This is a genomic window from Mucilaginibacter sp., from assembly GCF_028288225.1.
In the GTDB taxonomy this organism is placed as follows: domain Bacteria; phylum Bacteroidota; class Bacteroidia; order Sphingobacteriales; family Sphingobacteriaceae; genus Mucilaginibacter.
In genome coordinates this window covers 38,788-64,358 of record NZ_JAQBOC010000016.1, presented here as the reverse complement: position 1 = coordinate 64,358, position 25,571 = coordinate 38,788, and the positions used below count along the sequence as shown (strand labels likewise).

General features: G+C 42.0%; 24 protein-coding genes. 15 read left to right on the top strand and 9 right to left on the bottom strand.

Annotated elements, in window-relative coordinates; translation table 11 throughout:
* Nucleotides 1–15: 15 nt before the first annotated feature.
* From JWQ54_RS04140 to JWQ54_RS04130, 3 genes are read left to right on the top strand one after another with little or no spacing between them, the layout of a single operon-like run.
* Nucleotides 16–825, top strand: a complete 810-nt coding sequence (locus tag JWQ54_RS04140; RefSeq protein ID WP_299580647.1) for an ABC transporter permease — start codon at nucleotides 16–18, stop codon at nucleotides 823–825.
* Between the two features lie 4 nt (nucleotides 826–829).
* Nucleotides 830–1,603, top strand: coding sequence for an ABC transporter ATP-binding protein (locus JWQ54_RS04135; protein ID WP_299580644.1), 774 nt, complete (start codon nucleotides 830–832; stop codon nucleotides 1,601–1,603).
* A gap of 18 nt (nucleotides 1,604–1,621) precedes the next feature.
* Complete coding sequence (locus tag JWQ54_RS04130) at nucleotides 1,622–2,608, top strand: MlaD family protein (RefSeq protein WP_299580641.1); 987 nt, start codon at nucleotides 1,622–1,624, stop codon at nucleotides 2,606–2,608.
* A gap of 121 nt (nucleotides 2,609–2,729) precedes the next feature.
* Here JWQ54_RS04130 and JWQ54_RS04125 read toward each other — a convergent pair whose 3' ends face one another.
* On the bottom strand, nucleotides 2,730–3,422 hold the full coding sequence (locus JWQ54_RS04125; protein ID WP_299580638.1) for a hypothetical protein: 693 nt from the start codon (nucleotides 3,420–3,422) through the stop codon (nucleotides 2,730–2,732).
* Nucleotides 3,423–3,588: 166 nt separating this feature from the next.
* On the opposite strand from JWQ54_RS04125, the gene JWQ54_RS04120 reads away from it, so the two are divergent.
* Complete coding sequence (locus tag JWQ54_RS04120) at nucleotides 3,589–4,521, top strand: Rpn family recombination-promoting nuclease/putative transposase (protein WP_299580635.1); 933 nt, start codon at nucleotides 3,589–3,591, stop codon at nucleotides 4,519–4,521.
* An 84-nt stretch (nucleotides 4,522–4,605) separates the two neighbouring features.
* Here the strand turns inward: JWQ54_RS04120 and JWQ54_RS04115 are convergent, their stop codons facing one another.
* Nucleotides 4,606–6,513: an SPFH domain-containing protein gene (locus tag JWQ54_RS04115; RefSeq protein ID WP_299580632.1), complete on the bottom strand. Its 1,908-nt coding sequence runs from the start codon at nucleotides 6,511–6,513 to the stop codon at nucleotides 4,606–4,608.
* A gap of 268 nt (nucleotides 6,514–6,781) precedes the next feature.
* Here JWQ54_RS04115 and JWQ54_RS04110 point away from each other — a divergent pair, with 268 nt between their 5' ends.
* Nucleotides 6,782–6,937, top strand: a complete 156-nt coding sequence (locus JWQ54_RS04110) for a hypothetical protein (protein WP_299580629.1) — start codon at nucleotides 6,782–6,784, stop codon at nucleotides 6,935–6,937.
* Nucleotides 6,938–6,985: 48 nt separating this feature from the next.
* Here the strand turns inward: JWQ54_RS04110 and JWQ54_RS04105 are convergent, their stop codons facing one another.
* Both JWQ54_RS04105 and JWQ54_RS04100 read right to left on the bottom strand, forming a co-directional pair.
* Nucleotides 6,986–7,612, bottom strand: a complete 627-nt coding sequence (locus JWQ54_RS04105) for a chloramphenicol acetyltransferase (RefSeq protein WP_299580626.1) — start codon at nucleotides 7,610–7,612, stop codon at nucleotides 6,986–6,988.
* A gap of 163 nt (nucleotides 7,613–7,775) precedes the next feature.
* Nucleotides 7,776–9,278 carry an alpha-L-arabinofuranosidase C-terminal domain-containing protein gene (locus JWQ54_RS04100; protein WP_299580623.1) on the bottom strand — a complete coding sequence of 501 codons (1,503 nt, stop codon included), beginning with the start codon at nucleotides 9,276–9,278 and terminating at the stop codon, nucleotides 7,776–7,778.
* Nucleotides 9,279–9,403: 125 nt separating this feature from the next.
* Between JWQ54_RS04100 and JWQ54_RS04095 the strand changes: the two genes are divergently transcribed.
* The 5 genes from JWQ54_RS04095 to JWQ54_RS04075 all read left to right on the top strand — a co-directional run bounded on the left by JWQ54_RS04095 (nucleotide 9,404) and on the right by JWQ54_RS04075 (nucleotide 12,034).
* On the top strand, nucleotides 9,404–9,799 hold the full coding sequence (locus JWQ54_RS04095) for a hypothetical protein (RefSeq protein ID WP_299580620.1): 396 nt from the start codon (nucleotides 9,404–9,406) through the stop codon (nucleotides 9,797–9,799).
* A gap of 29 nt (nucleotides 9,800–9,828) precedes the next feature.
* The gene (locus tag JWQ54_RS04090) at nucleotides 9,829–10,476 is read left to right on the top strand and encodes a DUF4738 domain-containing protein (RefSeq protein ID WP_299580617.1); all 648 of its coding nucleotides are present in this window, start codon (nucleotides 9,829–9,831) and stop codon (nucleotides 10,474–10,476) included.
* Between the two features lie 70 nt (nucleotides 10,477–10,546).
* Nucleotides 10,547–11,080, top strand: coding sequence for a sigma-70 family RNA polymerase sigma factor (locus tag JWQ54_RS04085; RefSeq protein ID WP_299580614.1), 534 nt, complete (start codon nucleotides 10,547–10,549; stop codon nucleotides 11,078–11,080).
* Nucleotides 11,061–11,333 (top strand): hypothetical protein, encoded by a 273-nt coding sequence (locus JWQ54_RS04080; RefSeq protein ID WP_299580611.1) that lies wholly within the window; start codon nucleotides 11,061–11,063, stop codon nucleotides 11,331–11,333. The genes JWQ54_RS04085 and JWQ54_RS04080 overlap by 20 nt, the downstream gene beginning before the upstream one ends.
* A gap of 11 nt (nucleotides 11,334–11,344) precedes the next feature.
* Nucleotides 11,345–12,034, top strand: a complete 690-nt coding sequence (locus tag JWQ54_RS04075; protein WP_299580608.1) for an ATP-dependent Clp protease proteolytic subunit — start codon at nucleotides 11,345–11,347, stop codon at nucleotides 12,032–12,034.
* A gap of 102 nt (nucleotides 12,035–12,136) precedes the next feature.
* Here JWQ54_RS04075 and JWQ54_RS04070 read toward each other — a convergent pair whose 3' ends face one another.
* The 3 genes from JWQ54_RS04070 to JWQ54_RS04060 form a co-directional block, all read right to left on the bottom strand.
* On the bottom strand, nucleotides 12,137–13,363 hold the full coding sequence (locus JWQ54_RS04070; protein ID WP_299580605.1) for a multidrug effflux MFS transporter: 1,227 nt from the start codon (nucleotides 13,361–13,363) through the stop codon (nucleotides 12,137–12,139).
* 76 nt (nucleotides 13,364–13,439) lie between these two features.
* Nucleotides 13,440–13,568, bottom strand: coding sequence for a hypothetical protein (locus tag JWQ54_RS04065; RefSeq protein ID WP_299580602.1), 129 nt, complete (start codon nucleotides 13,566–13,568; stop codon nucleotides 13,440–13,442).
* Nucleotides 13,569–13,744: 176 nt separating this feature from the next.
* Complete coding sequence (locus JWQ54_RS04060; RefSeq protein ID WP_299580599.1) at nucleotides 13,745–14,143, bottom strand: VOC family protein; 399 nt, start codon at nucleotides 14,141–14,143, stop codon at nucleotides 13,745–13,747.
* Nucleotides 14,144–14,286: 143 nt separating this feature from the next.
* Between JWQ54_RS04060 and JWQ54_RS04055 the strand changes: the two genes are divergently transcribed.
* Nucleotides 14,287–15,603, top strand: a complete 1,317-nt coding sequence (locus tag JWQ54_RS04055) for a gluconate:H+ symporter (RefSeq protein WP_299580596.1) — start codon at nucleotides 14,287–14,289, stop codon at nucleotides 15,601–15,603.
* A 103-nt stretch (nucleotides 15,604–15,706) separates the two neighbouring features.
* Nucleotides 15,707–16,234, top strand: a complete 528-nt coding sequence (locus JWQ54_RS04050) for a DinB family protein (RefSeq protein ID WP_299580593.1) — start codon at nucleotides 15,707–15,709, stop codon at nucleotides 16,232–16,234.
* A gap of 13 nt (nucleotides 16,235–16,247) precedes the next feature.
* Here JWQ54_RS04050 and JWQ54_RS04045 read toward each other — a convergent pair whose 3' ends face one another.
* Complete coding sequence (locus tag JWQ54_RS04045) at nucleotides 16,248–17,273, bottom strand: sterol desaturase family protein (RefSeq protein WP_299580589.1); 1,026 nt, start codon at nucleotides 17,271–17,273, stop codon at nucleotides 16,248–16,250.
* Nucleotides 17,274–17,341: 68 nt separating this feature from the next.
* A complete protein-coding gene (locus JWQ54_RS04040) occupies nucleotides 17,342–19,138 on the bottom strand; it encodes a DNA polymerase III subunit gamma/tau (RefSeq protein WP_299580586.1) in 1,797 nt (598 codons plus the stop codon).
* A 116-nt stretch (nucleotides 19,139–19,254) separates the two neighbouring features.
* Between JWQ54_RS04040 and JWQ54_RS04035 the strand changes: the two genes are divergently transcribed.
* The 3 genes from JWQ54_RS04035 to JWQ54_RS04025 all read left to right on the top strand — a co-directional run bounded on the left by JWQ54_RS04035 (nucleotide 19,255) and on the right by JWQ54_RS04025 (nucleotide 25,514).
* The gene (locus tag JWQ54_RS04035) at nucleotides 19,255–19,776 is read left to right on the top strand and encodes a Uma2 family endonuclease (RefSeq protein WP_299580583.1); all 522 of its coding nucleotides are present in this window, start codon (nucleotides 19,255–19,257) and stop codon (nucleotides 19,774–19,776) included.
* 312 nt (nucleotides 19,777–20,088) lie between these two features.
* Nucleotides 20,089–22,773: an alpha-L-rhamnosidase gene (locus JWQ54_RS04030; protein ID WP_299580580.1), complete on the top strand. Its 2,685-nt coding sequence runs from the start codon at nucleotides 20,089–20,091 to the stop codon at nucleotides 22,771–22,773.
* A 395-nt stretch (nucleotides 22,774–23,168) separates the two neighbouring features.
* The gene (locus tag JWQ54_RS04025; RefSeq protein WP_299580577.1) at nucleotides 23,169–25,514 is read left to right on the top strand and encodes a DPP IV N-terminal domain-containing protein; all 2,346 of its coding nucleotides are present in this window, start codon (nucleotides 23,169–23,171) and stop codon (nucleotides 25,512–25,514) included.
* Nucleotides 25,515–25,571 lie beyond the last annotated feature (57 nt).

Genomic DNA, 25,571 nt, shown 5'->3' with positions numbered 1-25,571 from the left:
TTTTTATCACAATTAATGGATCCAGTAAGCAGCACATCACCCACTAAACATAAAAAACGTTCGAAGTTTAGCCAGAAGTTGTCTGATTTTTTTTCCAGCGTCTATAATATCCACCTGTTTATACTTCGCTTTTTTCGCGAAGCTTTTGTACCCCCTTTTGAATTTAAAGAAATAATAAGACAGTGTTTTGAAGTTGGCGTGCGCTCATTTACTTTAATAACTGTTACCGGTTTTATAGTGGGGCTTATATTTACCAAGCAATCCCGTCCGTCGCTCCTGGAGTTTGGCGCAACATCATGGCTGCCATCATTAGTATCCATAGCCATTATGCGGGCGCTTGCCCCACTGGTTACTGCTTTAATAGCATCAGGCAAGGTTGGCTCAAGCATCGGCGCCGAGCTTGGCTCTATGCGGGTAACCGAGCAAATTGATGCTATGGAGGTATCGGGCACCAAGCCTTTTAAATATTTAGTTTGTACACGGGTAATAGCAACTACCATAACTATACCCGTTTTGGCAACCTATACCGGCTTTATCGCTTTATTGGGTGGCTATTTAAATGTCGCCCAAAATGAAGGCACCAGCTATACCAGTTTTATGCAGCAGGTATTTCAGCCGCTACAGTTTCTTGATTTTACAGCTTCATTAATCAAATCCATAGTATTTGGTTTTACTATCGGCATTGTTGGCTGCTACCAGGGATATTATTCAAACAAAGGCACCGAGGGTGTAGGTAAGGCAGCTAACGGTGCGGTTGTAACTGCTATGTTTTTGGTGTTTATTGAAGAAATTATTATTGTGCAGATAACCAGTAACTTCCGTTAAAAATATGGGAAAACAAAAAGCACATATTGATTATAAAAACCCGGTTATCACCATAAGGGGTATTGCAAAGGCTTTTGAAGATTTTGCTGTGCTGCGCGGGATTGATCTTGACCTTTACCAGGGCGAGAACCTGGTTGTGCTGGGCCGTTCAGGCACCGGAAAATCTGTTTTGATAAAACTGATATCGGGTTTGCTTAAACCTGACGCGGGAACCATTGAAGTATTGGGACAGGAAGTAACCACCATTAGTGATAAAGAATTACAGGAGCTGCGGATAAGAATAGGTTTTTCTTTTCAGAGCAGTGCCTTATATGATAGTATGACCGTGCGGAAAAACCTGGAATTCCCGCTGGTGCGTAACCGCAAGGGTATTACCCGCGCTGAAATAGATAAGGCTGTTGAGGAAGTGCTTGATTCTGTTGGTTTGTTGCAAACTATAAACCAAATGCCTGCAGAACTATCAGGCGGGCAGCGTAAACGTATCGGCATCGCCCGCACGCTTATATTGAACCCGGAAATAATGCTTTATGATGAGCCTACGGCCGGCCTCGACCCCATTACCTGTATAGAGATCAACGACCTGATAAACCAGGTTCAGCAACAATATAATACGTCATCCATTATCATCACCCATGATCTTACCTGTGCCAAATCAACCGGCGACCGCATTGCGATGCTGCTTGACGGGCAGTTTCAGCGGGTAGGTACTTTTGATGAAGTGTTTGATACTAACGACGAAAGAGTAAAACCATTTTTTGATTATAATTTTATACAATAGATATTTATAGCATATTTTATGGCTGCAATAGAAAATAGAAAAGCAATAACGGTGGGGATATTTTTATCGCTCGGCCTTATTATATTTATACTTGGTGTATTTACACTGGGCGGCCAGCAAAAAAGCTTTGCCAAAAACATCCAGATAAGCGCTGTTTTTGAAGATGTTGCCGGCTTAAAAAAGGGAAATGATGTTTGGTTTTCGGGCGTGAAGGTTGGTAACATCACCAGCATTCGCTTTATTGGAACATCGCAGGTTGATGTGCAAATGAAGGTGGATCAAAGTGTTCAGCAATTTATTCATCGAAATGCAGGTGTACGCATCAGTTCCGACGGGTTTATTGGCAATAAGATCATCGTTATTGACGGCGGCAGCCCGCAGGCCCCCGAAGTGCAGGCTGGCGATGTTTTACAGGCTGAAAAGCTGACTTCAACAGACGATATGTTAAAAACCCTGCAGCAAAACAATCGAAACCTGCTTTCAATAACTACAGACTTTAAACTGTTAAGTCATAAAATATTACAGGGTAAGGGTACTGTAGGCACTTTACTGGCAGACAGTCTGATGGGTGAACAACTGCGTAAATCAATGCAAAACCTGCAGGCGGCTACCACAAGCGCCGCCCACCTGGCAACCGAGCTTGACCATTTTAGCAATAAAATGAATACCAAAGGCGGCTTTGCCGATAAAGTTCTTACCGATACCGTGGCCTTTAGCCGGATAAAAGCAGCAATAACACAACTGCAGCAAGCGGCTGCAAATGCATCAACAATAACTGACAACCTGAACAAGGCCAGCAATAAGCTAAATTCTACAGATAATGCCATGGGTGTTTTATTAAACGACCCTAAGGCCGCTGCACAGGTTCAAAGCACTTTGAATAACCTGCAGCAAAGTTCTATTAAATTAAATGATGACCTTGAAGCAGCGCAGCACAACTTTTTGCTGAAAGGATTTTTTAAAAACAGGGCGAAGGCAAAGGCGGATAGTCTTAAAAAGAAGTGATCAGAGGTTAGAGACCAGAGATTAGTTTTGGTAGCGAACTAATCTCTGGTCTTTATAATCTCTTAACACAACTGATGATCCCTTAACACAACTAATCTCTAAAACCTCCGGCCTCTGATCTCTATTTCCCAAATATATCCGCGGCTTTACGCTGCTCCGGTGTGAGTGTTTGCCAGTTTTGGTAGCAGGCATTTAGATAAGGTACTAATTCAAAGCGCTTATCCGTATATTCTTTAACATCAGGGGTGTACAGCATCAAAAAATTATCCATATCCGCACCTTTTAAAGGCACGTAATTACTCGCGTTCAAAGGGGTAAATATATTGCTGATGTGTTCGCTTATTTCGCGTTCTTTAGCTGTTTGAGCTGCTTTTCGCTTCCTGTGCTCATCTTTTGTCCAGTAATGTAAACGGATGGCTATTCCACCCACAGGTTTAAGAAATTTTGCATCGCGCTGGTAAACAACCGCCTGCCCATGAAACACAGGGTCATAATGCTGCACTGCATTTGGATTTGCTTTCGACGTACCGCTGGTATCAGTAATAGTTACCTGGTTAAGCAATGTGGTTTTAGGCTCCATGAAAATCTCCCGGGCGTGCATGTCGGTTATCAGCAATGTATCCGGCTGGTAGGCAAAGCCATTAAAAACCAGCAGGTCGCCGGGCTTGGCTGCTATGCTAAATTGCCCCCTGTCATCGCTGATTGTTTTTAGCCTGGTACTTAAATTTTCTATGCGGATTGCGTGCAGTACTACGCGGGTTTTACTCTCCAGCAACCGTCCACTGAATACCGACTGGCCGTGGGCAGTTAACATCCCAAAAAAACAAAAACAAATGATAAGTATATTTCTAATCATGCGTAAATATATCTAAACGGCATTTAATTTTTATTGGGATAACATTATTTAACATTTGGGTGATTGAGGTTTGGGAGTATTTGAAGTTTCCTTCAAAATGTCTTGCAAAGTTCTATATTTGAATATGCCTGAAACCAAACCCGCTGCTCCCGGAAAATACATCGACCCATTGGTTGATTTTGCATTTAAGAAAATTTTTGGTAGTGAGCCGAACAAAGATTTATTGATCGCTTTTTTAAACGAAGTATTCCGGGGACGCAAACATATTATTGATCTTGTGTATAATAAAAATGAGCACCACGGCGATATAAAGGATGAAGGTGCTGCGATATTCGACTTGCTTTGTACGGGAGATAATGGCGAACAATTTTTAATTGAAGTGCAGCGTGGCAGGCAAGGTAATTTTAAAGAAAGGGCTTTGTTCTATACATCGCGGCTAATCAGCGATCAGGCTCCAAGAGGGCGGCGAAGTGAGTGGGCGTATAATCTTACAGAAGTTTATCTTGTGGCTTTATTAGAAGATTTCACTTTACAAATAAGCCCGGGCAAGGAATATTTGCATGATATTTGCCTGTGCAACAGGGAAACAGGTGAAATATTTTACAATAAGCTGGGCTACATTTATTTGGAATTAAGTAAATTTGTAAAAGAGGATACTGAACTGGAAACTGATTTAGACAAATGGCTTTATATTTTAAAGAATATGAGCCGGATGGATAAGATTCCAATGTACCTGCGCAAACCCATATTTGAGAAATTGTTCAGTATTGCCGAATATACTAATTTGACAAAGGAGGAAAAAACAATGTACGATAGCAGCATGAAATATAAATGGGACAATAAAAATGTATTGGACTATGCACTGAAGGAAGGTATGGAAAAAGGTATGGAAAAGGGCATTGAAAAGGGTATGAAAAAAGGCTTAAAAAAGGGCATTGAAAAAGGAAAATTTGAGAAGGCCGTTGCTATTGCCCGGGAAATGAAAAAAGACGGTTTGCCGCTTATACAAATCTCTAAATTTACAGAGCTTTCAATTGAAGAAATCGAAAAGCTTTAATATTGTTTAAACAAAAAGACTTCCGAAATTTTAAAGTTTCGAAAGTCTGATCCGTTTAATTTGGAGCCTGCTGCAAACTACCTGTTACTCGCTAGCTGCTTTTCCATCACCACTTACTTTTTCACTACTCACCCCATTGGCATGCTGCAATTTTTTAAGCATTTCAGAGCCAATTAAAGCATCTATCATACCACTACCTCCACCATCTTTTCCGCTCACCAGTATATCAGGTACTAATTTGATACCATGCGTTGCTAAAGCTTCGGCTACACGTACAATTGCGTATTGCTCTGTACCCATGGCCTCAGTTTTTTGTTTGGTTACTTCGGCCTCTGATAAACCTATCGCCTTAATTTTAGCTGCTTCAGCCATACCATTTACTTCGGTTGCGTTAGCATCGGCCTTGGCGTTAACGGTTTTTGATTCTGCATCGGCTTTGGCAATCGTGATCCTTACCTCTGCATCTGCTTTGGCGTTGATGGTTTTGGCTTCGGCCTCACCACGTGATGCCGCAACTTTTGAAGCAGCCATCTGCGTGTTTATCTCTACCTGGCGGGTTGATTTTACTACTTCCGGCTGCATATCGGCACCTGCTTTGGCGCTTTCAAACTCTTTACGCTCAATTTGAGCATGACGCTGGATCTCATACGTTACCTTTTCCTGCTCGGCTAATTTACGGTCGGTTAAGGTTTTCATTAATGCCGGCGGAGGCACAATGTCGCCGATCAGCGTATCCACCCCTACCACATTGTAATCATCCAATACCTTGCTAATATGCAATTTTGCATCATCCTGCCTTTGGATCCGGTTTGCCAAAAACTCTATCACGTCGCTTTTTTGTGCCGAGTTACGGAAGTAGTTGGCAATAGTTGGCTCCAGCACTTGCGAAACCAGGTTCTTCATATTACCAAAACGCGCAATTACTTTTGGCGCTTCATTACGCGGAATGTGGATGATCTGCGATACATCAAGGTTAAATGTAAAACCATCGGATGAACGCACGGTAATTGTACACAGGTTTTTATCAAGCTCATGCGCTTCTGTGCGACTGTCGGCCCAGTTTAGTACAATATTGGTTGTTGGTACAACCTCCACCGCATGGGTATAAATGTTCACCGGGTGTTTACCAGGATCAAGCGGTTGATCCCATACCCCTTTTTCATTACGCTTAACAATGTTACCATGCTTAAAGCCTTCGCCGCTGGTATCTTTTCCCTCGGGCCCAACAAAGGAGTTTACCACACCTACGTAACCAATCGGGATATAGATCATATCTACCTGTTCAACAATAACAAACCATGGATTTAGGTAATAAGTACCTGCAAGTATCACGTCTTCTTGTAAACCCTTCATACCGCCGGCATTAATAAATGCCATTGGGTCCTGGTAGTTTTTGTGCCCTGCAACAGATACACCGGCAATTTCGCCTTTGTCAAGCGGCTCACCATCCAGCGTGGTAACTATACCAACTTTGTTCTCATGGACCTGGGTAATAGGAACCATAACTATCTCAAACAAAAAGGTATTGATCCGATAACTACCCGGGGTTAAAAAAGCTGCCTGCGGACCTTTTTGCCCCTTATTGTTCAGAAACGCAATTGCATCCTGGAACTTGTCGCAATCAACGGGCTTGCCCAATACACGGCCCATATCCATGGGTGAGCCATCTTTGGCTTTAACCAGGCCAAGCTTACCCTGTTCAATAATGGTAAAAGATTCCATAGTAATGGTGTATTGCCAGGGCCACATACGCCAGTATAAACCCGGTGCAAGCGCTTTTGCCTGCATGCCGGCTTCACCATTTATGGCAATAATACGACCGTCGGGCAAGCGCTTATCGCCCGAAAGGGCATACTTTTTTACCACTAAACCAATGCGGTCATCCGGCACTATGATCATACCGAAAAAAACACGCAAAACAGATTTGTACATAACAAAAATTACTACGACGGGCAGTACCCACCACAGTGAAACAAGAAATTGTTGATTCATTTTTTTTTAGATTGAAAAATTTTAAGATTAAATCCGAAGCCCTTGAGGTGCGGGCCTTTACGAAAACTTACAGCATTAATCCGTAGTACCTTGGCTGTATAGTAATATTTAGATGACAAGGGCTGCCGGTTGTTACAAAAGTGTGATAAAGTTTACCAAATATGTTTTATACTTTTAACGTTCACAAGCACCGCAAAAAATAAAATATAAACAATTGTAAACAATTAGCGAAGTGCTGTAGTTATTCTTATATCTAACATACAGAGCCATGAAAACAATAAGCAAAAAACCTGGCGAGCACAAGGCAATGTCAAAGCATGATAATGCTCATGAGCATCTTAGAACAGATTCTCCCCTTAGCGAAAAAGACGAAGTAAAACAGGCTGAGGAGAAGATGAGAAGAACGCGAAGAAAAATGTTGTAACTACCTGATGGAGACGCGAGGAGTCGCGTCTCTGCATCTCATCCCTCATTAAACACCCTTCATTAACTCCTGAAAGCAATCAATATATTGCCCGATATGTAAACCATCAACAAGGGCATGATGAACATGAACAGACATTGGCATTGATCTTTTACCATACTTCTCCGTCATTTTACCGAACGAAATGTTTGGGCTGCTGTCTTTATCAACCGCAAACATACGAGCGTGCGATAGCGATGTGAAATCTATCCAGGGTAATGACGAAAAACGGATTATGTTTTGCCTGCTTGCCGGTTCCAAATCATTCCTGCTTTGTACGCGCTCAACTTCTATTTTAGCGGCCGTAATAAATTCGGCAAATGATGGGTTGTAATCAATATAACCGAAACCAAAAGTTCCGTTAGCACGCCCTATGGTTGAAGCGGCATCTACCCTTTCGTAAATAAACGCCTCATCGCCATCAATCCGTAATTTAAACGGCTCAATAGTATTGGCGGCTGCTAATGATTTGTAAAGCATATACAGGTAAAATGAAACGCCTTTTTCTTTGGCAAACTTATAAGCCGTTGTGCAATCAATATCTACGCAAACTCCATAAACCGGATCTTCAAATTTGCTGAAAAACTCAAAATGTGCCTTACGCGCCCAGGTTGAAGTGTCGAATTTGGTTTTCATACCGGCAAAAATATATTATTTCTGCCCGGTAAAAATTACCTTATGGCAATTCCTTTACAGATTTCATTGTAGGGGCGTATCGCGTACGCCCTGTACATCACGCAACAGTAACGATTTTGTCGGCGAGGGCGTATGCAATACGCCCCTACGAATAAACGTTACATTACTCCAACTCCAGCGTAACTGCAGATTTTGCGGGCATCACTAGCACTAAATTATCGCCATCCTTTTTAGCGCCTTTAAAATTTTCAAGCTGCAGCTTGTCGGGCTTATCAAATGTATTAATATCAGTAATATTGGCTGATGTTAGAATTTGCCCTGTTACTGTTTTCCATTTAATATCCTTCAGACTTGTGCTTATGGTAATGTTTTTATGCGGATCGAGATTTGTCAGGGAGATGTGCACCTTGCCCTGCGCATCCTGCGATGCCGAAACATTTATTGCAGGGATCTTTTTATCGCCCATCACATAATCAGGAGAGGTTAATTGCATCGGTAAATATTTGGCATCCTGGTGCACCTTATACATATCAAAGATATAGTAAGTTGGGGTAAGCAGCATTCTCTCCTTATCGGTAAGAATAAGTGACTGCAAAACATTTATAGTTTGTGCCAAAGCAGCTCCCTTAACCCTGTCGCAATGGTTGTTAAAAATATTCAGGTTTGTTGATGCAATCAATGCATCGCGCAGGCTGTTTTGCTGGTATAGAAACCCAGGATTTGTACCGGGTTCAACATCTGTCCAAACACCCCATTCGTCAACCACCAATGCTACCTTTTTCTTTGGATCGTATTTATCCATAATGGCGGCATGTTTGTTAACAAGCTCTTCCATTTTCAGAGTTTTAACCATGGTTTCAAAATACTCACTCTCGTTAAAGCTGGTTGCTGACCCCTTATGTCCCCAATCGCCGGTAGGCACGGTGTAATAATGCAGAGAAATACCCCACATATCCCAGTTTGGAATGTTCTTCATAATTACCTCTGTCCAGTTATAGTCGTCAGAATTCGGACCGCTGGCTATCTTTTTCAAGGGCGCTCCCGGATAATTTTTTGCGAATGCTGCATACTTTTTATATTCATTGGCATAATACTCAGGCGTCATGTTACCACCGCAGCCCCAGCTCTCATTTCCTATTCCCCAAAAAGTAACTTTGTACGGCTCGGGATGGCCGTTTTGCTTGCGCATTTCCGCAACAGTACTTGTGCTGTTTGAGTTTGTATATTCAATCCATTTTGACATTTCCTCCACTGTACCGCTGCCAACATTTGCAGCAAAGTAAGGTTCGGTGCCAAGCAGGCTGCAAAGCTCAAGAAACTCATGCGTACCAAAGCTGTTGTCTTCGGTTGTGCCGCCCCAGTTGGTATTTACCATCTTTGGCCTTTGCTCACGCGGACCAATACCATCGCGCCAATGGTATTCATCGGCAAAACAACCGCCGGGCCAGCGCAGGCTCGGGATCTTTATTTTTTTAAGTGCATTCACCACATCAAGCCTGATGCGGTCCTGCTTTTCAACAGGCAATGATTTATCAACCCAAAAGCCACCATAAATGCCGTGTCCCAAATGTTCGGCAAACTGCCCGTAAATGTATTTGCTGATGGTTAGCTTTGAATCATTGCTGATTGCCAGGCTTGCAGTTTCCTGCTGACTGTATGCACACATTGCCACACAGATTAAACATAAGGTAAGAATTTTCTTCACGATGAGTTAATTGGTTTATAATTGTAAAAATAACACTTAAAACAAATAAACAAAATTTTATTTAATAACTTAAATTAGTTGCTGATATGATGAAGCTAAAATTCCTTACATTATTCGTTTGTGTCACCTGTTTTATCAGCTGCAAACCATCAGTAAATTCCGGTGGGCTGTACGGTAAATGGGATTATATTAAAATTGAGCACCCACAAGGCGATTCTCCCGATATACCCGCAGATGAACTAAAACGACAAGGCGCATCTATTGAATTTTCAAAGGATGGTACCTACGTGATCATGTGGGCTGGAAAACCATTATCACATGGCAAATTTGTGGCCGATGGAGATAAGATCATGATCAATGAGAATTTGCCGGATGGCACAACGCGCAGCTTTTCATTTTATATTACTAAAGCGAGTGATAAGGAACTTGTATTTGAAACAAAAACGGGAACAAATGCAAAGGTGACGGCGGTGAAGGAGTAGCGGTCAATAAGAATTATTTATTTTAGACGATGAAAAAAACATTAAGTGCAGTTGCACTCATTTTAATATTTACCGGTTGCAACGAAAAACACCCGGCAAAAGTTAACAACCAGGTAGCGACCGACAGTCTCAAAAAGCAAAAAAATATTGATTCGCAAATGGCGCAAGGTGAACGGCCCGACAGCGAACAGGATGAAGAATCATATGATGAAGTAAAAAAAGATTATTTAACCACGTACAACAAAATTCAAAATATTGATAGAACCATTGCAGATGGTAGCGACACCCTATTCTTACAATGCAAATATTATTGCTTGCACGATAGCTCATTGATTGTTCCTGCACTTTATGATTGGAGCAAAAAAGGCAAAAAAGAGTTTGTTACCCATAATTTCGCATCGCAAATCATGTTAATTAGAAATAAGGATACGTTACTCAATAAAACTTTTAAGAAAATTGATTTCAATCATATGCTTTATGAGCAATTACAGAAATACGCAATATTATTCAGCCCGGATTATATAGGCTACAATAAAACCAGGGGACAGCTGGCAATCGGCTATTCCGTTTCAATACCATTAAGCGATGTTGGAGTGCCCGCTTATATAGTAATAGACAAAGAAGGAAATTATAAAGTTTTGGACGAGTATGCAAAAATAGATGGCTATAAAAAATAAGTCACAAATAAAAGGTGATACTTAACCCCAAATTTGCACTTACTATTAAAACAATAAAATTATGCCGGAGATGAATATTTTGATTCGGGCTGCAGCACAAAGGGAAAAGCTTTTTATAGCCTTATATAAAAACGCATTTCCGTCTGTAGCACAATACATTAGCAAAATGGGCGGCTCTTTTGATGACGCGAAGGATATTTTCCAGGATGCTTTGGTGATCTATTATGAAAAGGCGGTGGCTTCTGCTATTGCAATTAACACCAATGAGAAGGCTTACCTGGTGGGCATAAGCAAGCATTTATGGCTCAGAAAATTTAAGGATAATAGTCATAATACTTCACTTGATGGCATTGATATAACCTTTAATATAGATGATGATCAGCCATCGGAGTCAAAGCTGATGCACTTTTTAGAAACAGCCGGAAAAAAGTGCATGGAACTGCTTCGCTCCTTTTATTATGACCAGTTGCCGCTTGCTGATGCTGCTAAACTATTTGGATTTTCAGGTGTGCGATCGGCAACTGTGCAGAAATATAAATGTTTGGAAAAAGCAAGAGAAACCATTAAAGAAAGATCATTGACCTATGAGGACTTCCTTAATTGAAACCGAACAGATAGAGGCACACCTGTTGCAGCTCACAAACCCCGGCGATACGCTGGTATTTGAAGCAAAGCTATTGCTCGACAATGAGCTGAGCGATAAGCTGCATTGGCAAAAAGCTGCCTATAATATAATTAAATTATATGGCCGCAATCAGCTTAAGCAGGAAATTGAGGTGGTACACCAAAGCCTTTTCAATCAGGCGCGGCATAAAAGCTTTAGTGAAAAAATAAGGCAGATCTTTTCAAAACAATAACCCAGTAAATTATGAATATCGATAAAAATGAATTCCGCAAATTTGCGGCGGGGCATTGCCATGTCAAAACCCAGCCGCTTGATAATTACATAGCCGCTGTTTCAGGCAGCAATCCGCTAATGGCCCAAACGCCTTACATTACCGAAGAACGTGAATTGCGGGTGGCCCAAATGGATGTTTTTTCGCGCCTTATGATGGACAGGATCATATTTTTAGGAAATGCTGTGGATGATAATGTGGCCAACATTATCCAGGCACAGTTACTGTTTCTTCAATCAACAGATCCTAAAAAAGATATCCAGATGTATATTAATTGCCCGGGCGGATCGGTTTATGCCGGATATGGGATTTATGATACCATGCAGTTGATCAGCCCTGATGTTGCTACTATTTGCACCGGCCTGGCGGCATCAATGGCATCTGTGTTACTATGCGCAGGTGCGAAAGGTAAACGCGCAGCCCTGAATCACTCAAGGGTAATGCTTCACCAACCACTAGGCGGTGTGCAGGGTCCGGCATCTGATATTGAAATAACCGCCCGCGAAGTGTTGAAAATAAAAAAAGAGCTATACACCATCCTTGCAAAACACAGCGGCCAGGAATACCAAAAGATCCATGATGTATCAGACCGCGACTTTTGGATGGTAGCCGCCGAGGCAAAAGAGTTTGGAATAATTGATGAGGTGCTGGGAGGCAATTAGTCGATGGTCGATAGTCCATGGACCATAGTTTAATTATATGCAACCTGGCTTTCATCTATGCTCAGGCTATGGACTATGGACCATCGACCATGGACTAAAAACTCAATGCGCACCCGCGCCAACCTGCTCTGCAGCTTCAACCGGTTGAACGATGTTTCTTCTGCCTATCATCAGTATTAATAACGCAAGCACTGCCGCAGTTGCCATTAACCCCGACATAGGTATGGTGCTGCGGCTTTTAAACATACTCACCAATATTGATACCAGGGTGCCAACTCCCATTTGTAAGGCTCCCATTAAAGCTGCAGCAGTGCCTGCATTTTTTGAGAATGGTGCAAGCGACAGCGCCGAAGTATTCGGATAGGTTATCCCAACACAGCATAATAACAAAAATATCATAACAATGCTTCCATAAATGCCAAACCAATCGCCTGCAGATCCGGTTAAAAAAATAAGGGAAATGATTACCATAGCCGGTAGGGTAACATTTACTATCTGTTCACTTTTATATCTCCTGGTCAGCATATTGTTAAGCTGGCTGGAACCAATAAAACCGATTGATAGCAGCGCGAAGATCCACCCGTAAACTTTGCTGCTCACTCCATAAACATCCATAAAAACAAATGGCGAAGCAGCCAGGTAGGCAAACAAGCCGGAAAAACCTATTGCCCCGCAAACCGCATAGGTATAAAATTGGGGATGTTTCATTACCGACCAAAAGCTGATTATGATTGGCCTTGGTTTTAATGAATGAGATGGGTCCGGTTGATAGCTTTCAGGCAAAAAGAATATTACGGCCATTAATATCAAAAATGCTATGCCTGCTAATATGATAAATATTAGCTGCCAGCCAAAAGCTGCGGTAATATAACCGCCAACGGTTGGGGCCAGCATAGGCGATACACCTAATATCAGGATCAGCAGGGCAAAAACTTTGGCGTTATCCTTTAATGGAAATATATCTCTTACCATTGCCATTGAGGCTACACCAGCAGCACAACTGCCTACTGCCTGCACAAATCGTAATACAATAAGCTGTTCTATCGAGCTTACAAAAAAACAGCCAATAGAAGCTGCGATGTAAAGTGTTAAACCTATATACAGTGGGTTTTTCCGTCCAAATCTGTCGAGCAAGGGGCCATACAATAGCTGACCAACCGAAATGCCGATAAAAAAACCTGATAAAGAAAGCGATACCTGCGCAGTAGTGGTATGCAGTGATTTTGCTATGGCCGGAAAACCCGGCAAATACATATCAATAGAAAAAGGCCCGATAGCTGTAAGCGACCCTAAGATAAGTACGAGAAAAAAATAACGTTTTTTTGTCATGTGTTGGATAGTCCATGGTCGATAGTCCATGGACCATGGTTTTTCATTTTATTAATACAGATACTATTACTATGGACTAAAACTCATTTTGTGGTTCAAAATGTTGGGTACCGGCCGGGAAAAGGCTCCATATTGTAAATCCTTTTTTACCTTCATCATCCGCCTTGTGCCATTCAAAGGTGGTGCCATAATCATCGGTTTGCAATCCAAAATTTTTGGAGTACCACTCATTTATTTTTGCCAGGTCGTATGTTTAAAGAAAATTCCGCCCAGCCCGGTAACTTTTTTCATTGGCCCCCTAACCCCCTAAAGGGGGAATTTATGGTTAAATATTATTGCTTAAAATATGGCCGCTTTATCCCCCCTTTAGGGGCCGGGAGCTCACAGTTCGCAGTTGATCATCCAGCTAACGCCATAGCTATCTGTTACCTGTCCGAACAATGCGCCCCAAAACTGTTTTTCCAGCGGCATGGTAACTTTTCCGCCTTCGCTCAACTGACCGAATATGGAACGCGCCTGCGCTTCATCAGTGAGGCCTATGCTCAGGTAGATGCCATTGCCATGATCTACAGGCTGGCCTGGCATACCGTCAGAGAACATCAGCATGTTTTCCCCAAATGCCAGGCGGGCGTGCATAATTTTATCTTGGTAATTAGCCTCAGCCGGGAGCATTTCCCCAAAGCGGCTAACATCACTAATGCTACCATTGAAAATTTTCTGATAATGGTTTAATACTTCCTCCGCATTACCTGGGAAGTTTAAATATGGAATTAGTTTCATAGCAGTTTGTTTTTACTAAAGTACGAAGATTTTTGTCTCCAAAAATTCCAAATCCGAATAATGTTATTACTTTAGACCTCTACAGGTAAGCTTGGAAAGTAATCTTTCCCGGTTATTAAAGCACCTATTAACCGATCTTAACAATGATTTTATTAACCATTCTTTTTTGTATCATCCTCCTGATCTTATTAGTAAGCTGGATTAAAGTTAACCCCTTTGTGGCATTCCTGATAGTTTCAATAACGGCAGGTTTATTATTGGGGATTCCTTTAGATAAAGTTACCAAATCGGTACAAAAAGGACTTGGCGAAACATTAGGAGCCATATCAATTATCATTTGCATTGGCGCCATGATAGGCAAGCTTGTTGCCAGCAGCGGCGCGGCCCAAAAAATTGCCGAAGTTTTGGTAAATGGCTTCGGCATTAAATATATCCAATGGGCGTTGGTAGTGGCAGGATTTATTATCGGGATCCCGCTATTTTATGAAACAGGTTTTGTGCTGATGGTGCCGCTTATTTTTTCGGTAGTTTATAAATACAAGCTGCATGCGGTTTATATAGGCTTACCGATGCTTGCGGCCTTGTCAGTAACCCATGGCTTTTTGCCCCCGCATCCTTCTCCTTCTGCCCTTGTAATAAAATTTAATGCGGACATGGGCAAAACTTTAATGTATGGACTTATTTTGGCTATTCCTGCCATTGTGCTGGCTGGCCCCTTATTTGCCCGCACGCTGAAAAAAATACAATCAAATCCTTTAAAAACTTTTATGGCCGATGAGTTACCGGCCGACCAGTTGCCTGGCGCTTTCACCAGTTTTTTCACTGCTTTATTACCGGTTATATTGATAATGAGTACCACGCTGTACCTTAATATCAACCATAGTAACAGCACTGTTCACAAACTAATAGCGTTTATTGGCGACACACCCATTGTAATGCTGACATCACTAATTGTGGCCACTTTTACATTGGGCATAAAACAAGGGAAAGGCATGAAAGAGCTTGGTGGCATTTATAGTCATGCAGTAAAAGACGTGTCAATAATTCTATTGATCGTAGGTGGTTCAGGTGCTTTCAAAGCGGTACTTACCGATAGCGGCGCCAATAACGAGATAGCAGATATTTTAAAAAGCTTCCATTTACAACCACTTATTTTGGGATGGCTTATCGCAGCTATTATCCGCATAAGCTTAGGTTCGGCCACAGTTGCAGGATTAACAGCAGCAGGAATAATTTCAACCTTAGTTTTGCACGATCCAACCATAAACCCAAATTTGATGGTACTTGCAGTAGGCGCCGGCAGCCTGGCATGCTCGCACCTTAACGATGGCGGTTTTTGGCTGTTTAAAGAGTATTTTAACCTATCCATTAAAGATACCCTTCGCTCATGGACTATGATGGAGACTATGGTTTCCATTATCGGGTTGATAGGGGTTTTGGTTTTGAACCAGATTGTGTAGAGAGAAGTACATACTTGATGGTTTATAGCTCATAGCCGAAAACGACAATTAAATAACTTGAAGTCACAAATTGTGACTTCAAGTTCATAAAAAAAATTAGCACATGCTAACAAGAGCATTCAACATTGAGTTTGACAAATTATCAGACCACTCGTTAGATTACATGCAGGGGATTTTACAGGATACAAGGATTACGACCATCCTGTCGCTTAAAATTCTTTCGCCAGAGGAGCTGGACTGGCAATATAAGGAAGGCTGGAATACTATCGGCGCCTTGTTATCACATGTCGTTGGTATCGAAACATATTTCAGGATAGAATTTGTAGAAGGCAGGAAGTTTACTGATGATGAAAATGAAAAATGGCTTCCGGCAATTGAAATGGGAATACATCTTCCAAAGTTGATTATTCAACAGCCGGTGGAAGATTACGTTGCGCAACTTACCGAATCTAGAGAACTGATGCTTAGCGAGTTAGCTAGCCTAACCCATGAAGACTTTACCCAACGGATAGATGATTATGATGATGAAACGGGCTGTAACCTGGCCTGGGTTTTATACCACATGGCCGAGGATGAGATTTATCACAGAGGGCAAATCAGTATTATCAGGAAGCTTTATAATGACAGATAAATTAAGGGGTTTTTCACCCCTCAACCAATTCCTGAGATTTACTTTCATGCCCCTTCTCTAATTCCTCAAAATATTTCTTCCTTACCACGCTCGACATTTTATGGTCGCCGGTGTGGCTCCATCCGGGTGGCATAAATATATACATCATCTTATTTTTAATGCCCGGCGCTTTTGCAACATCTTTTGCAAGTGCAACTATCTCGCCAAAATAAGCATCCAAAAAACTATGCAGTTTCATTGGCCTGGAAATGCCGTACTCAATTGGCATATTACGGTCTTCGGCTTCGTAGGTACCAAATACTTTGTCCCAAATGTTTAGCAGGTTACAAAAATTTGTATCCATGTACCTGGGATTTTTAGCATGATGCACCCGGTGATGTGACGGTGTAAGGATGATCTTGTTTAAAAACCCGAAGCGGGCATCCTGCACTAAATTTTCGCCGATGTGTATAAAAGCACCCCAGGTGCCATCAACAAACATAATTACAAATAACATGGCAGGATTAACACCCAATAAAATACAAATGGTAGTGCGTATCACATCCGCATACGGGCCTTCTAAAAAGAAATGGGCATAGGTTACAGATAAATTCATGCTTGAGGGGGCATGATGGGTTGAGTGCAGGCACCATAATATCCGTACTTTATGCGCCAAAAAGTGATAAATAAAATGCGAAAATTCCCAAACTATGTATCCATAAATAAACCAATACCAGGTAAATGTAAGATGCAAAATGGCATATTTTGCAAACAAGCCAATACATAGGCCAACCATGGCAAAGGAAATCATCCTGCCAATAAATGCGTTTAAAACATAGGTAAAGAACGATATTTTATAGTCTATTACTTTAAACCGTTTATAAAAAGCAGCCCTTATAATTTCAACCACTAGTATAAACGGAATAAGCGGCCCCAAAACTGAAGTAATGCCATGATACGTTAACAGCTCTTTGTAATTGCCTGCTTTTATAATATCAATCAAATTATTAAAGCCGAAGAAGCCGGTAATTTCACTCCATATTGCTTTTAAAAAATCCATTTTAAAGAAAATATTAAGTATTGGTTAATTGCAATATACAAACAACCCGGTATAAACAAAAGCGTTTTTTAATCAAAATCAAGATTAAACTTAGCTTTCAACTCAGCAAGCGCCGGGTTTTTGGCTGCCATGTGCTGGAATTTTTCTGATGCTGTATAAGGGCGTTTTACAACAGCTACTTCATCAATCCGCACATTAATTTCAATATCAAAGTTTTTTAACGTGGTGCGCAAATAGTTTAGCAAACTGGGCCGTTCATCCCTGAATAAATTTTCCTGCACCTTATTCTCCACTAAAACTTCGTAAACATTTGGGCCGAGCGGTTTTGGGGGATTGGATATAAAAATGGTGAGCAAATTCTTCTTTCCATCAGCTTTCATCTTCGCCGCATAATCGCTCCAGCACTTTAAAAGCTGGTCAGGCGTATAATCGTTTTTGGCATCACCCTTAATGTAGGGATCTTCCTCCTCCAGCATAGCCTCTTTAGTTTTACCTACATCTTTTAATGATGGTATTTGTACGGAGCCAGGTGTTGATTGTAAGTTAGGGATAAATATTTTTGGCTTATCCGCGGGTGCTGTTTCCTTAATAACTTCCGCTACCGGCGGCTTCTCAATTTGCTGTTCTTTAACAACTTCCTTTGGCGGTATGTTATTTGTCGGCGGCGCTTTTTGCTCAATTTCGGGCGTTATTGCTGCGGAATCAGGTTTTTTTTTTAATTGCCCCTCTGATGCGGGCATTGCACTTAATGGCGTAACTGCGAGATTAAAGACGGATTGCAGGCTACACATTTTTAACAGTGCCAGCTCAACCTGCAAACGCTGATTTTTGCTGAGCTTATAGCTCAGGTCACACTGGTTAGCAATATTCATGGCCGAAAGCAGGAAGGATACTGTTGAAGCCTGCGATTGCTGCAGGTATTTATTTTTTATTCCATCACTTACTTCCAGCAGCTTTAAAGTGGCCTGGTCTTTACTCACCAGCAGGTTTCGAAAATGTTCTGACAAGCCAGAAATAAAATGTGCCCCGTCAAAGCCGCGGGATAAGATCTCATCAAACAGTAATAATGTTTGGGCATTCTCCTCGCTCAGCAGCCTGTCGGTTATATTAAAATAGTAATCGTAATCAAGTATGTTAAGGTTGTCAATTACAGAACGGTAAGTTACATCACCGCCTGAAAAACTAACGATCTGGTCAAACATCGACAAAGCATCGCGCAAACCGCCATCTGCTTTTTGGGCTATAATATGTAAGCCGTCAGGCTCGTAGCTGATGTTTTCTTTTTGTGCAATAGATGCCAGGTGGGAAGCCATATCCTCAACCTTTATCCGGTTAAAATCAAAGATCTGGCAACGTGAAAGTATAGTTGGCAGGATCTTATGCTTCTCGGTAGTGGCCAGTATAAAAATGGCATAATGAGGCGGCTCTTCCAGCGTTTTTAAAAACGCGTTGAAAGCGGCCTGCGACAGCATGTGCACCTCATCAATAATATAGATCTTATATCTTACTGCCTGTGGCGGAATGCGCACCTGCTCAATTAAACTGCGGATATCATCAACCGAGTTATTGGAAGCGGCATCAAGCTCGTGAACATTAAAAGAGTTACCGTTTTGGAACGACAGGCACGAGTTACAAACACCACAGGCCTCGCCATTGGGCTGCAAATTTTCGCAGTTTATGGTTTTAGCGAGGATGCGGGCACAGGTAGTTTTGCCCACGCCACGCGGACCGCAGAACAAAAATGCCTGCGCCAGCTGATTATTTTTTATGGCGTTTTTTAACGTATTGGTTATATGTTGCTGACCAACAACGCTTTCAAAAGTAACCGGGCGATATTTGCGTGCCGAAACGATAAAATTATCCACAGCTACTAAGGTAGTAACAATAAATTTATGTGCTATAAGATTTACAAAGTTTTTGAAACTTCGTAAATCTGGCGGAGCCGATAATTTTTTTTAGATTTGTTTTAGATAATTAACTCATGCAGCTGTCAGACCTTGATATAAACAAGACTTACACATACGCCGACTACCTTAAGTGGACGTTTGATGAGCGCCTTGAATTAATTAAAGGCAAAATTTTTAAAATGAGCCCGACACCTGGTTCGGTACATCAACGCATATCATTTAGATTAACACTGTGGATTGGAAACTATTTGGAAGGCAAGTCTTGTGAATTATTTACCACGCCATTTGATGTAAGGTTGCCCAGGTTATCAAAGGATGATAAAGAAATTATCACTGTTGTACAGCCTGATGTATGTGTGATATGCGACCCCAAAAAGGTTGATGATAAAGGATGTATTGGTACACCAGATATTGTTATTGAGATATTATCGCCCGGAAACAATAAAAAAGAACTCCGAAATAAATTTGAGGCATATGAAGAGGCTGGAGTGCTTGAATACTGGATTATTAATCCGGTGGAAAAAATCTTTTACGATACATCCTTATTGAGGGCCGTTTTCGAGCAGCGAGGCCATTTACAATTGATGATGAATTAACTACGTCAATACTTCCGGGTTTCACTTTAAGTCTTAATGGCTTATTTGCTGACGCGAATAATTAATGATGTTCAATCTATTCCCATTTTTAATATTTCAAGCATTTGCAAAGCTTTTAAATAATGTTTGAAACCATTATTATATGTGCCATATAGATTTCAAGTTTCAAAATCTTCGTAAATCCGGCAAAGTCATCTGGCGGACAGTAAAGGACGGTCGTTTATTTTAATTCCATATTTTTGAAGGATAAACACTATTCTGTCCAGTTATTAAACCTTACTGATTTAAAATCATTTTTATCAACAGCTATTGATGACCACTATATTGCCAAAAAATCCGTCCTTCAGCAAAATCCTGCTTTTTATAATATTAACACTAAGTTCTGCATACGCCGCTAATGCCGCAGCCAAGATCACCGGCTTAAAATGCGAATACCTTATCAACCCTATAAGTATGGATTCTCCCCATCCCCGCTTAATGTGGGTTATGGATGATGCAAGGCAGGGAGCAAAACAAACCGCTTACCAATTATCTGTAAGTACTGATTCAGTTGAATTAAGCAAAGGAATTGCCAACACCTGGCAAACGGTAAAGGTTGTATCAGGTAACAGCAGGGTAAATTACAATGGCAAGGCATTACAGCCGTATACCAAATATTACTGGCGGGTTGCCGTTTGGGATAAGGATCGCAAAAGCGATATATCAGCAATAGCCAGCTTTGAAACCGGTTTAATGGATAAAAGTAATTGGAAAGGCACCTGGATCAGTGACAATAACGATGCAAACGCAAAGCCTGCACCATATTTCCGCAATTCATTTGATCTTACAAAAAAAATAAAATCGGCCAGAGCCTATATTGCTGTAGCCGGTTTATATGAGCTTTACATCAACGGCGAAAAAATTGGCAATCATCGGCTCGACCCTATGTACACCCGGTTTGACAGGCGGACACTGTATGTTACTTATGATGTCACAGCGCAGCTGCAGAGTGGAAAAAATGCCGTTGGTGTGCTGTTAGGCAACGGCTGGTACAACCACCAGAGCACAGCCGTATGGTATTTTGATAAATCTCCATGGCGCAACCGCCCGGCCTTTTGCCTGGATCTGCGGGTAACTTATGAGGACGGCACGACAGAAACCATCTCATCAAACAAAAAATGGAAAACAGCCTTAAGCCCTGTAATTTTTAATAGTATTTATACCGCTGAGCATTACGATGCCCGTTTAGAGCAACCTGGATGGAACAAACCAAACTTTATTGATACTGCCTGGAAAAGCGTCATCAACCGTCAGGCGCCTTCCCTGAATATTGTAGCACAAACCATGCAACCGATCCGTGCGGTTGAAAAGATCCCTGCACAAAGCATTAAAAAACTTGACGATAAAACTTACCTGTATGACCTTGGCCGGAATATCTCCGGTGTTAGCAGCATTACCGTAAAAGGCGAAGCAGGCACCATCATCCGCTTAAAGCATGCCGAAAAGCTGGGTAAAAACGGTTATGTAGATCAATCAAACATTGATCTTCATTACCGCCCTACTGATGATAAAGACCCTTTTCAAACCGATATATTTATTTTAAGCGGCAAAGGTGAGGAAACGTTTATGCCCCGCTTTAACTATAAAGGATTTCAGTATGTAGAGGTGAGCAGTGATAAGCCCATCAACCTTACCAAAGAAAGCCTTACTGGTTATTTTATGCATAGCGATGTTGAGCCGGCTGGCACGATCAGCTCATCAAACAATACCCTTAATAAGATCTGGCAGGCGACTAATAACTCCTACCTGTCAAACTTTTTCGGTTATCCTACTGATTGTCCCCAGCGCGAAAAGAACGGCTGGACAGGCGACGCCCACATTGCCAGTGAAACCGGCCTTTATAATTTCGACGGCATCACCATTTACGAAAAATGGATGGCTGACCATCGCGACGAGCAGCAGCCAAACGGCGTGCTGCCATCTATAATCCCATCAAACGGCTGGGGTTATGAGTGGGGTAACGGGCCGGATTGGACAAGCACTATTGCGATCATCCCATGGAACCTCTATATGTTTTATGGCGACAGCAAAACACTCGGCGATAATTATGAAGCGATTAAGCGATATGTAAACCACATTAACGACCTATATCCTACCGGCCTTACCACCTGGGGGCTTGGCGACTGGGTGCCGGTTAAAGCGGTATCGCCTGTTGAATTTACTTCGTCAGCCTATTACTTTACCGATGTAAGCATTTTGGCAAAGGCCGCCAAATTATTTGGCAGGGCTGATGACCAGAAAACTTATGAAGCCCTGGCTTTAAAGATCAAAAATGCTATCAACGCAAAATATTTAAATACTGCTACCGGGATTTATGATAAAGGTTATCAGACCGAGTTAAGTGTGCCTTTATATTGGGGTATTGTTCCGGATAGTTTAAAACATAAGGTAGCCACCAGGCTTGCTGAGCGGGTAAAACAGGATAATAATCATTTGGATGCAGGAATTTTAGGCGCCAAGGCAATACTAAGTGCATTAAGTGATAACGGTTATGCGGATGTTGCCTATTCCATTGCCTCGCAGGAAACTTTTCCATCGTGGGGCTGGTGGATAGTTAATGGCGCTACTACACTTTACGAGAATTGGGATATTACAGCTAAAAGCGATCTGTCATTAAACCACATTATGTTTGGCGAAATAGGTGCCTGGTATTTTAAAGGCATTGGCGGCATAAAGCCCGACCCTAAATCGCCCGGATTTAAAAATGTACTGTTGACTCCCAATTTTATTGAAAAGCTCGATCATTTTGAATCAGAGCATACCGGCCCTTATGGTAAAATCATATCCTCGTGGAAAAGAAAGGGCAGCACAGTAGAATATTCAGTAACCGTCCCGGCTAATTCAACCGCTACAGTGTTTTTCCCGGCTGGTAAAAAGGTGATGGCTCATTCAGGACAGGTAAATGCGGAGAATGGTTTGAAAATTACGTCCGGGGATTATGTTTATCTTATAAAATAATTTTTTGTCCACGCAGGGTCTCTCCAATACTATTAAGTTAAGGGAACGTCGGCTATAACTAACCACATGACAACGTCCAAATGCCCCACCTAAATCCTCCCGGGTAGGGAGGACTTAAAAAAGAGCGAAGCTAAAGTCTCCCCTACCGGGGGAGATTTAGAGGGGGCTACCAGGCCTTTGTGGAGAATCACATTTGTGTTATTCCTTAACTTAATAGCCTTGGAGAGACCCTGCGGAAACAACTCCGAAATCGAAAATCCGAATTCCGAAATTATTCCCCCTTCCCGCTTTATTATTTTGCCACAATGATATTACACAGGCGCGCAAATTTGTGAAAGCTATAAATTTGCTGTAGCTTGGTTTCTTGTAATGTAACTGACTTATTAATACAAACTATGAATAAATTTTTACTCACGGTAATACCTTGTGCATTGGTATTATCTGTGCATGCCCAGCAGGGCCCTCCCTTAACTGCAAAAGATTATGAGCGTGCAGAAAGCTTTTTGAGCTATGGTACCGAACCGTTTATTGACAATAACAATGTACGCCCCGAATGGTTGCCGGGCGATCGTTTTTGGTATCGCACCCTAACCGCGCAGGGCAGCGAATTTATATTGGTTGACCCTGCAAAACGTACCCGTGTTGCAGCCTTTGATCAGCAAAAACTGGCGGCAGCGCTTTCAACAGCCACCGGCAAACAATACACGGCATCAATGTTACCTTTCCAAAGTTTTACTTTTTCGGGTGATAGCAAATCGATAATTTTCGAGGCCGATGGCAAGCAATGGAGTGCCGACCTGGGCACCTACAAAGTTGCCGAAAATACTTCTGCAGTAGCAAATACAAGCGGTGGCCGTGGCGGAAGACGCGGTGGCCGTGGCAGTATTTACAACACTTCTCCAGATGGAAAAAAAGAAGCGTTTATTAAGGACTGGAACCTTTGGGTACGCGATGCGGACACCAAAAAAGAAACTCAGCTTACTACTGATGGTGTAAAAGATTACGGCTACGCAACAGATAACGCCGGCTGGAAACATAGTGATAACGCCATCCTGATCTGGTCATCTGATTCAAAAAAGATCGCCACTTTTAAACAGGACCAGCGTAGTGTGAGCGATATGTACCTGGTTACCACCAATGTGGGCAAACCTAATCTTAAAGCATGGAAATATCCGTTGCCCGGCGACAAAGATGTGGCCATGATTCAGCGAGTTATTATTGATGTTGACAATCCTAAGGTGGTAGTTACTAAAGTTGCGTCTGATCCGCACAGGGCTACGCTTAGTGATGATATTTCGAGCAGCGGAACTTTGGATGATGTTTACTTCAGCTCTGATAATTCGAAAGTTGCTTTTGTATCAACTTCCCGCGATCATAAAAATGAAAAAGTACGGATTGCCGATGCTGCAACCGGCGACGTTCGCGAAGTTTTTGAAGAAACAGTACCTACCCAATTTGAATCAGGACAGGGCGCAATTAACTGGAGGTACCTTGATAAATCCAACGAGATCATCTGGTACTCCGAGCGCGATAACTGGGGGCATCTTTATTTATATGACGCAAACACAGGCAAGCTTAAAAATCAGATCACCAAAGGAGATTTTGTAGTTACACGTTTGCTTAAAGTTGATGAAAAAAACCGGATGCTTTATTTTATTGCAGATGGCCGCCAAGCAGAGAATCCTTATTTTAGCCAATTGTGCAAAATAGGTTTTGATGGCAAACATTTTGCTACGCTTACGCCCGAAGCAGGCAACCACCAGGTTACCTTATCCCCTTCCGGCGCTTACTTTGTTGACAGCTATTCAAAACCAGATGTTCCGGCTGTTACCGTATTACGCGATATGAGTGGAAAGCTGATCACCAATTTAGAGAAGACAGATATTTCAAGGCTGGAAGCTACCGGCTGGAAACCTGTTACCACTTTCTCTGTAAAAGCGCATGACGGAAAAACCGATATCTATGGCTTAATGATCACGCCAACAAAGCTCGATCCAAATAAAAAATACCCGGTAATTGATTATATCTATCCAGGTCCACAAGGCGGCAGCGTTGGCAGCTGGTCTTTTGCTGCTTCAAGAGGTGATTGTCAGGCACTTGCCGAATTAGGCTTCATTGTGGTTGAAATTGAAGGTACCAGCAACCCATTACGTTCAAAAAGCTTTCATGATATGAACTATGGCAACATGGGCGAAAACACACTGCCCGACCAGGTAACCGGCATCCGTCAGCTTGCTGCTAAATATGCTTATATGGATACTACCCGCATTGGCATCTGGGGCCATTCAGGTGGCGGTTTCGCTACGGCAGGCGCCATGTTCCGCTACCCTGATTTCTTTAAAGTGGGGATCTCAGAATCAGGCAATCACGAAAATCTGAACTACGAGGACGACTGGGGCGAACGCTATGATGGTTTGGCAGCTAATTCAAATTATGCAGCACAGGCTAATCAAAACATAGCTAAAAATCTTAAAGGTAAGCTGATGCTTGCACATGGTTTGCTTGATGACAACGTTCCTCCGTATAATACCCTGCTGGTTATTGAGGCACTGGAAAAGGCCAATAAAGATTATGACCTGGTAGTATTCCCTAATAGTCCGCATGGTTATGGCCCTTATTCGCCATATATGATGCGCCGCCGCTGGGATTACTTTGTGAAGAATCTTTTAGGTGTGGAGCCTCCGCACGAATACGTGCTCAAAAGTAAAAGCGATCCCAGGAATGGTGGCGGAACGAGATAATATTTGATTTGTTATTTTTTAAAAAGCCTGTTCCCTTTATGGAGAGCAGGCTTTTTG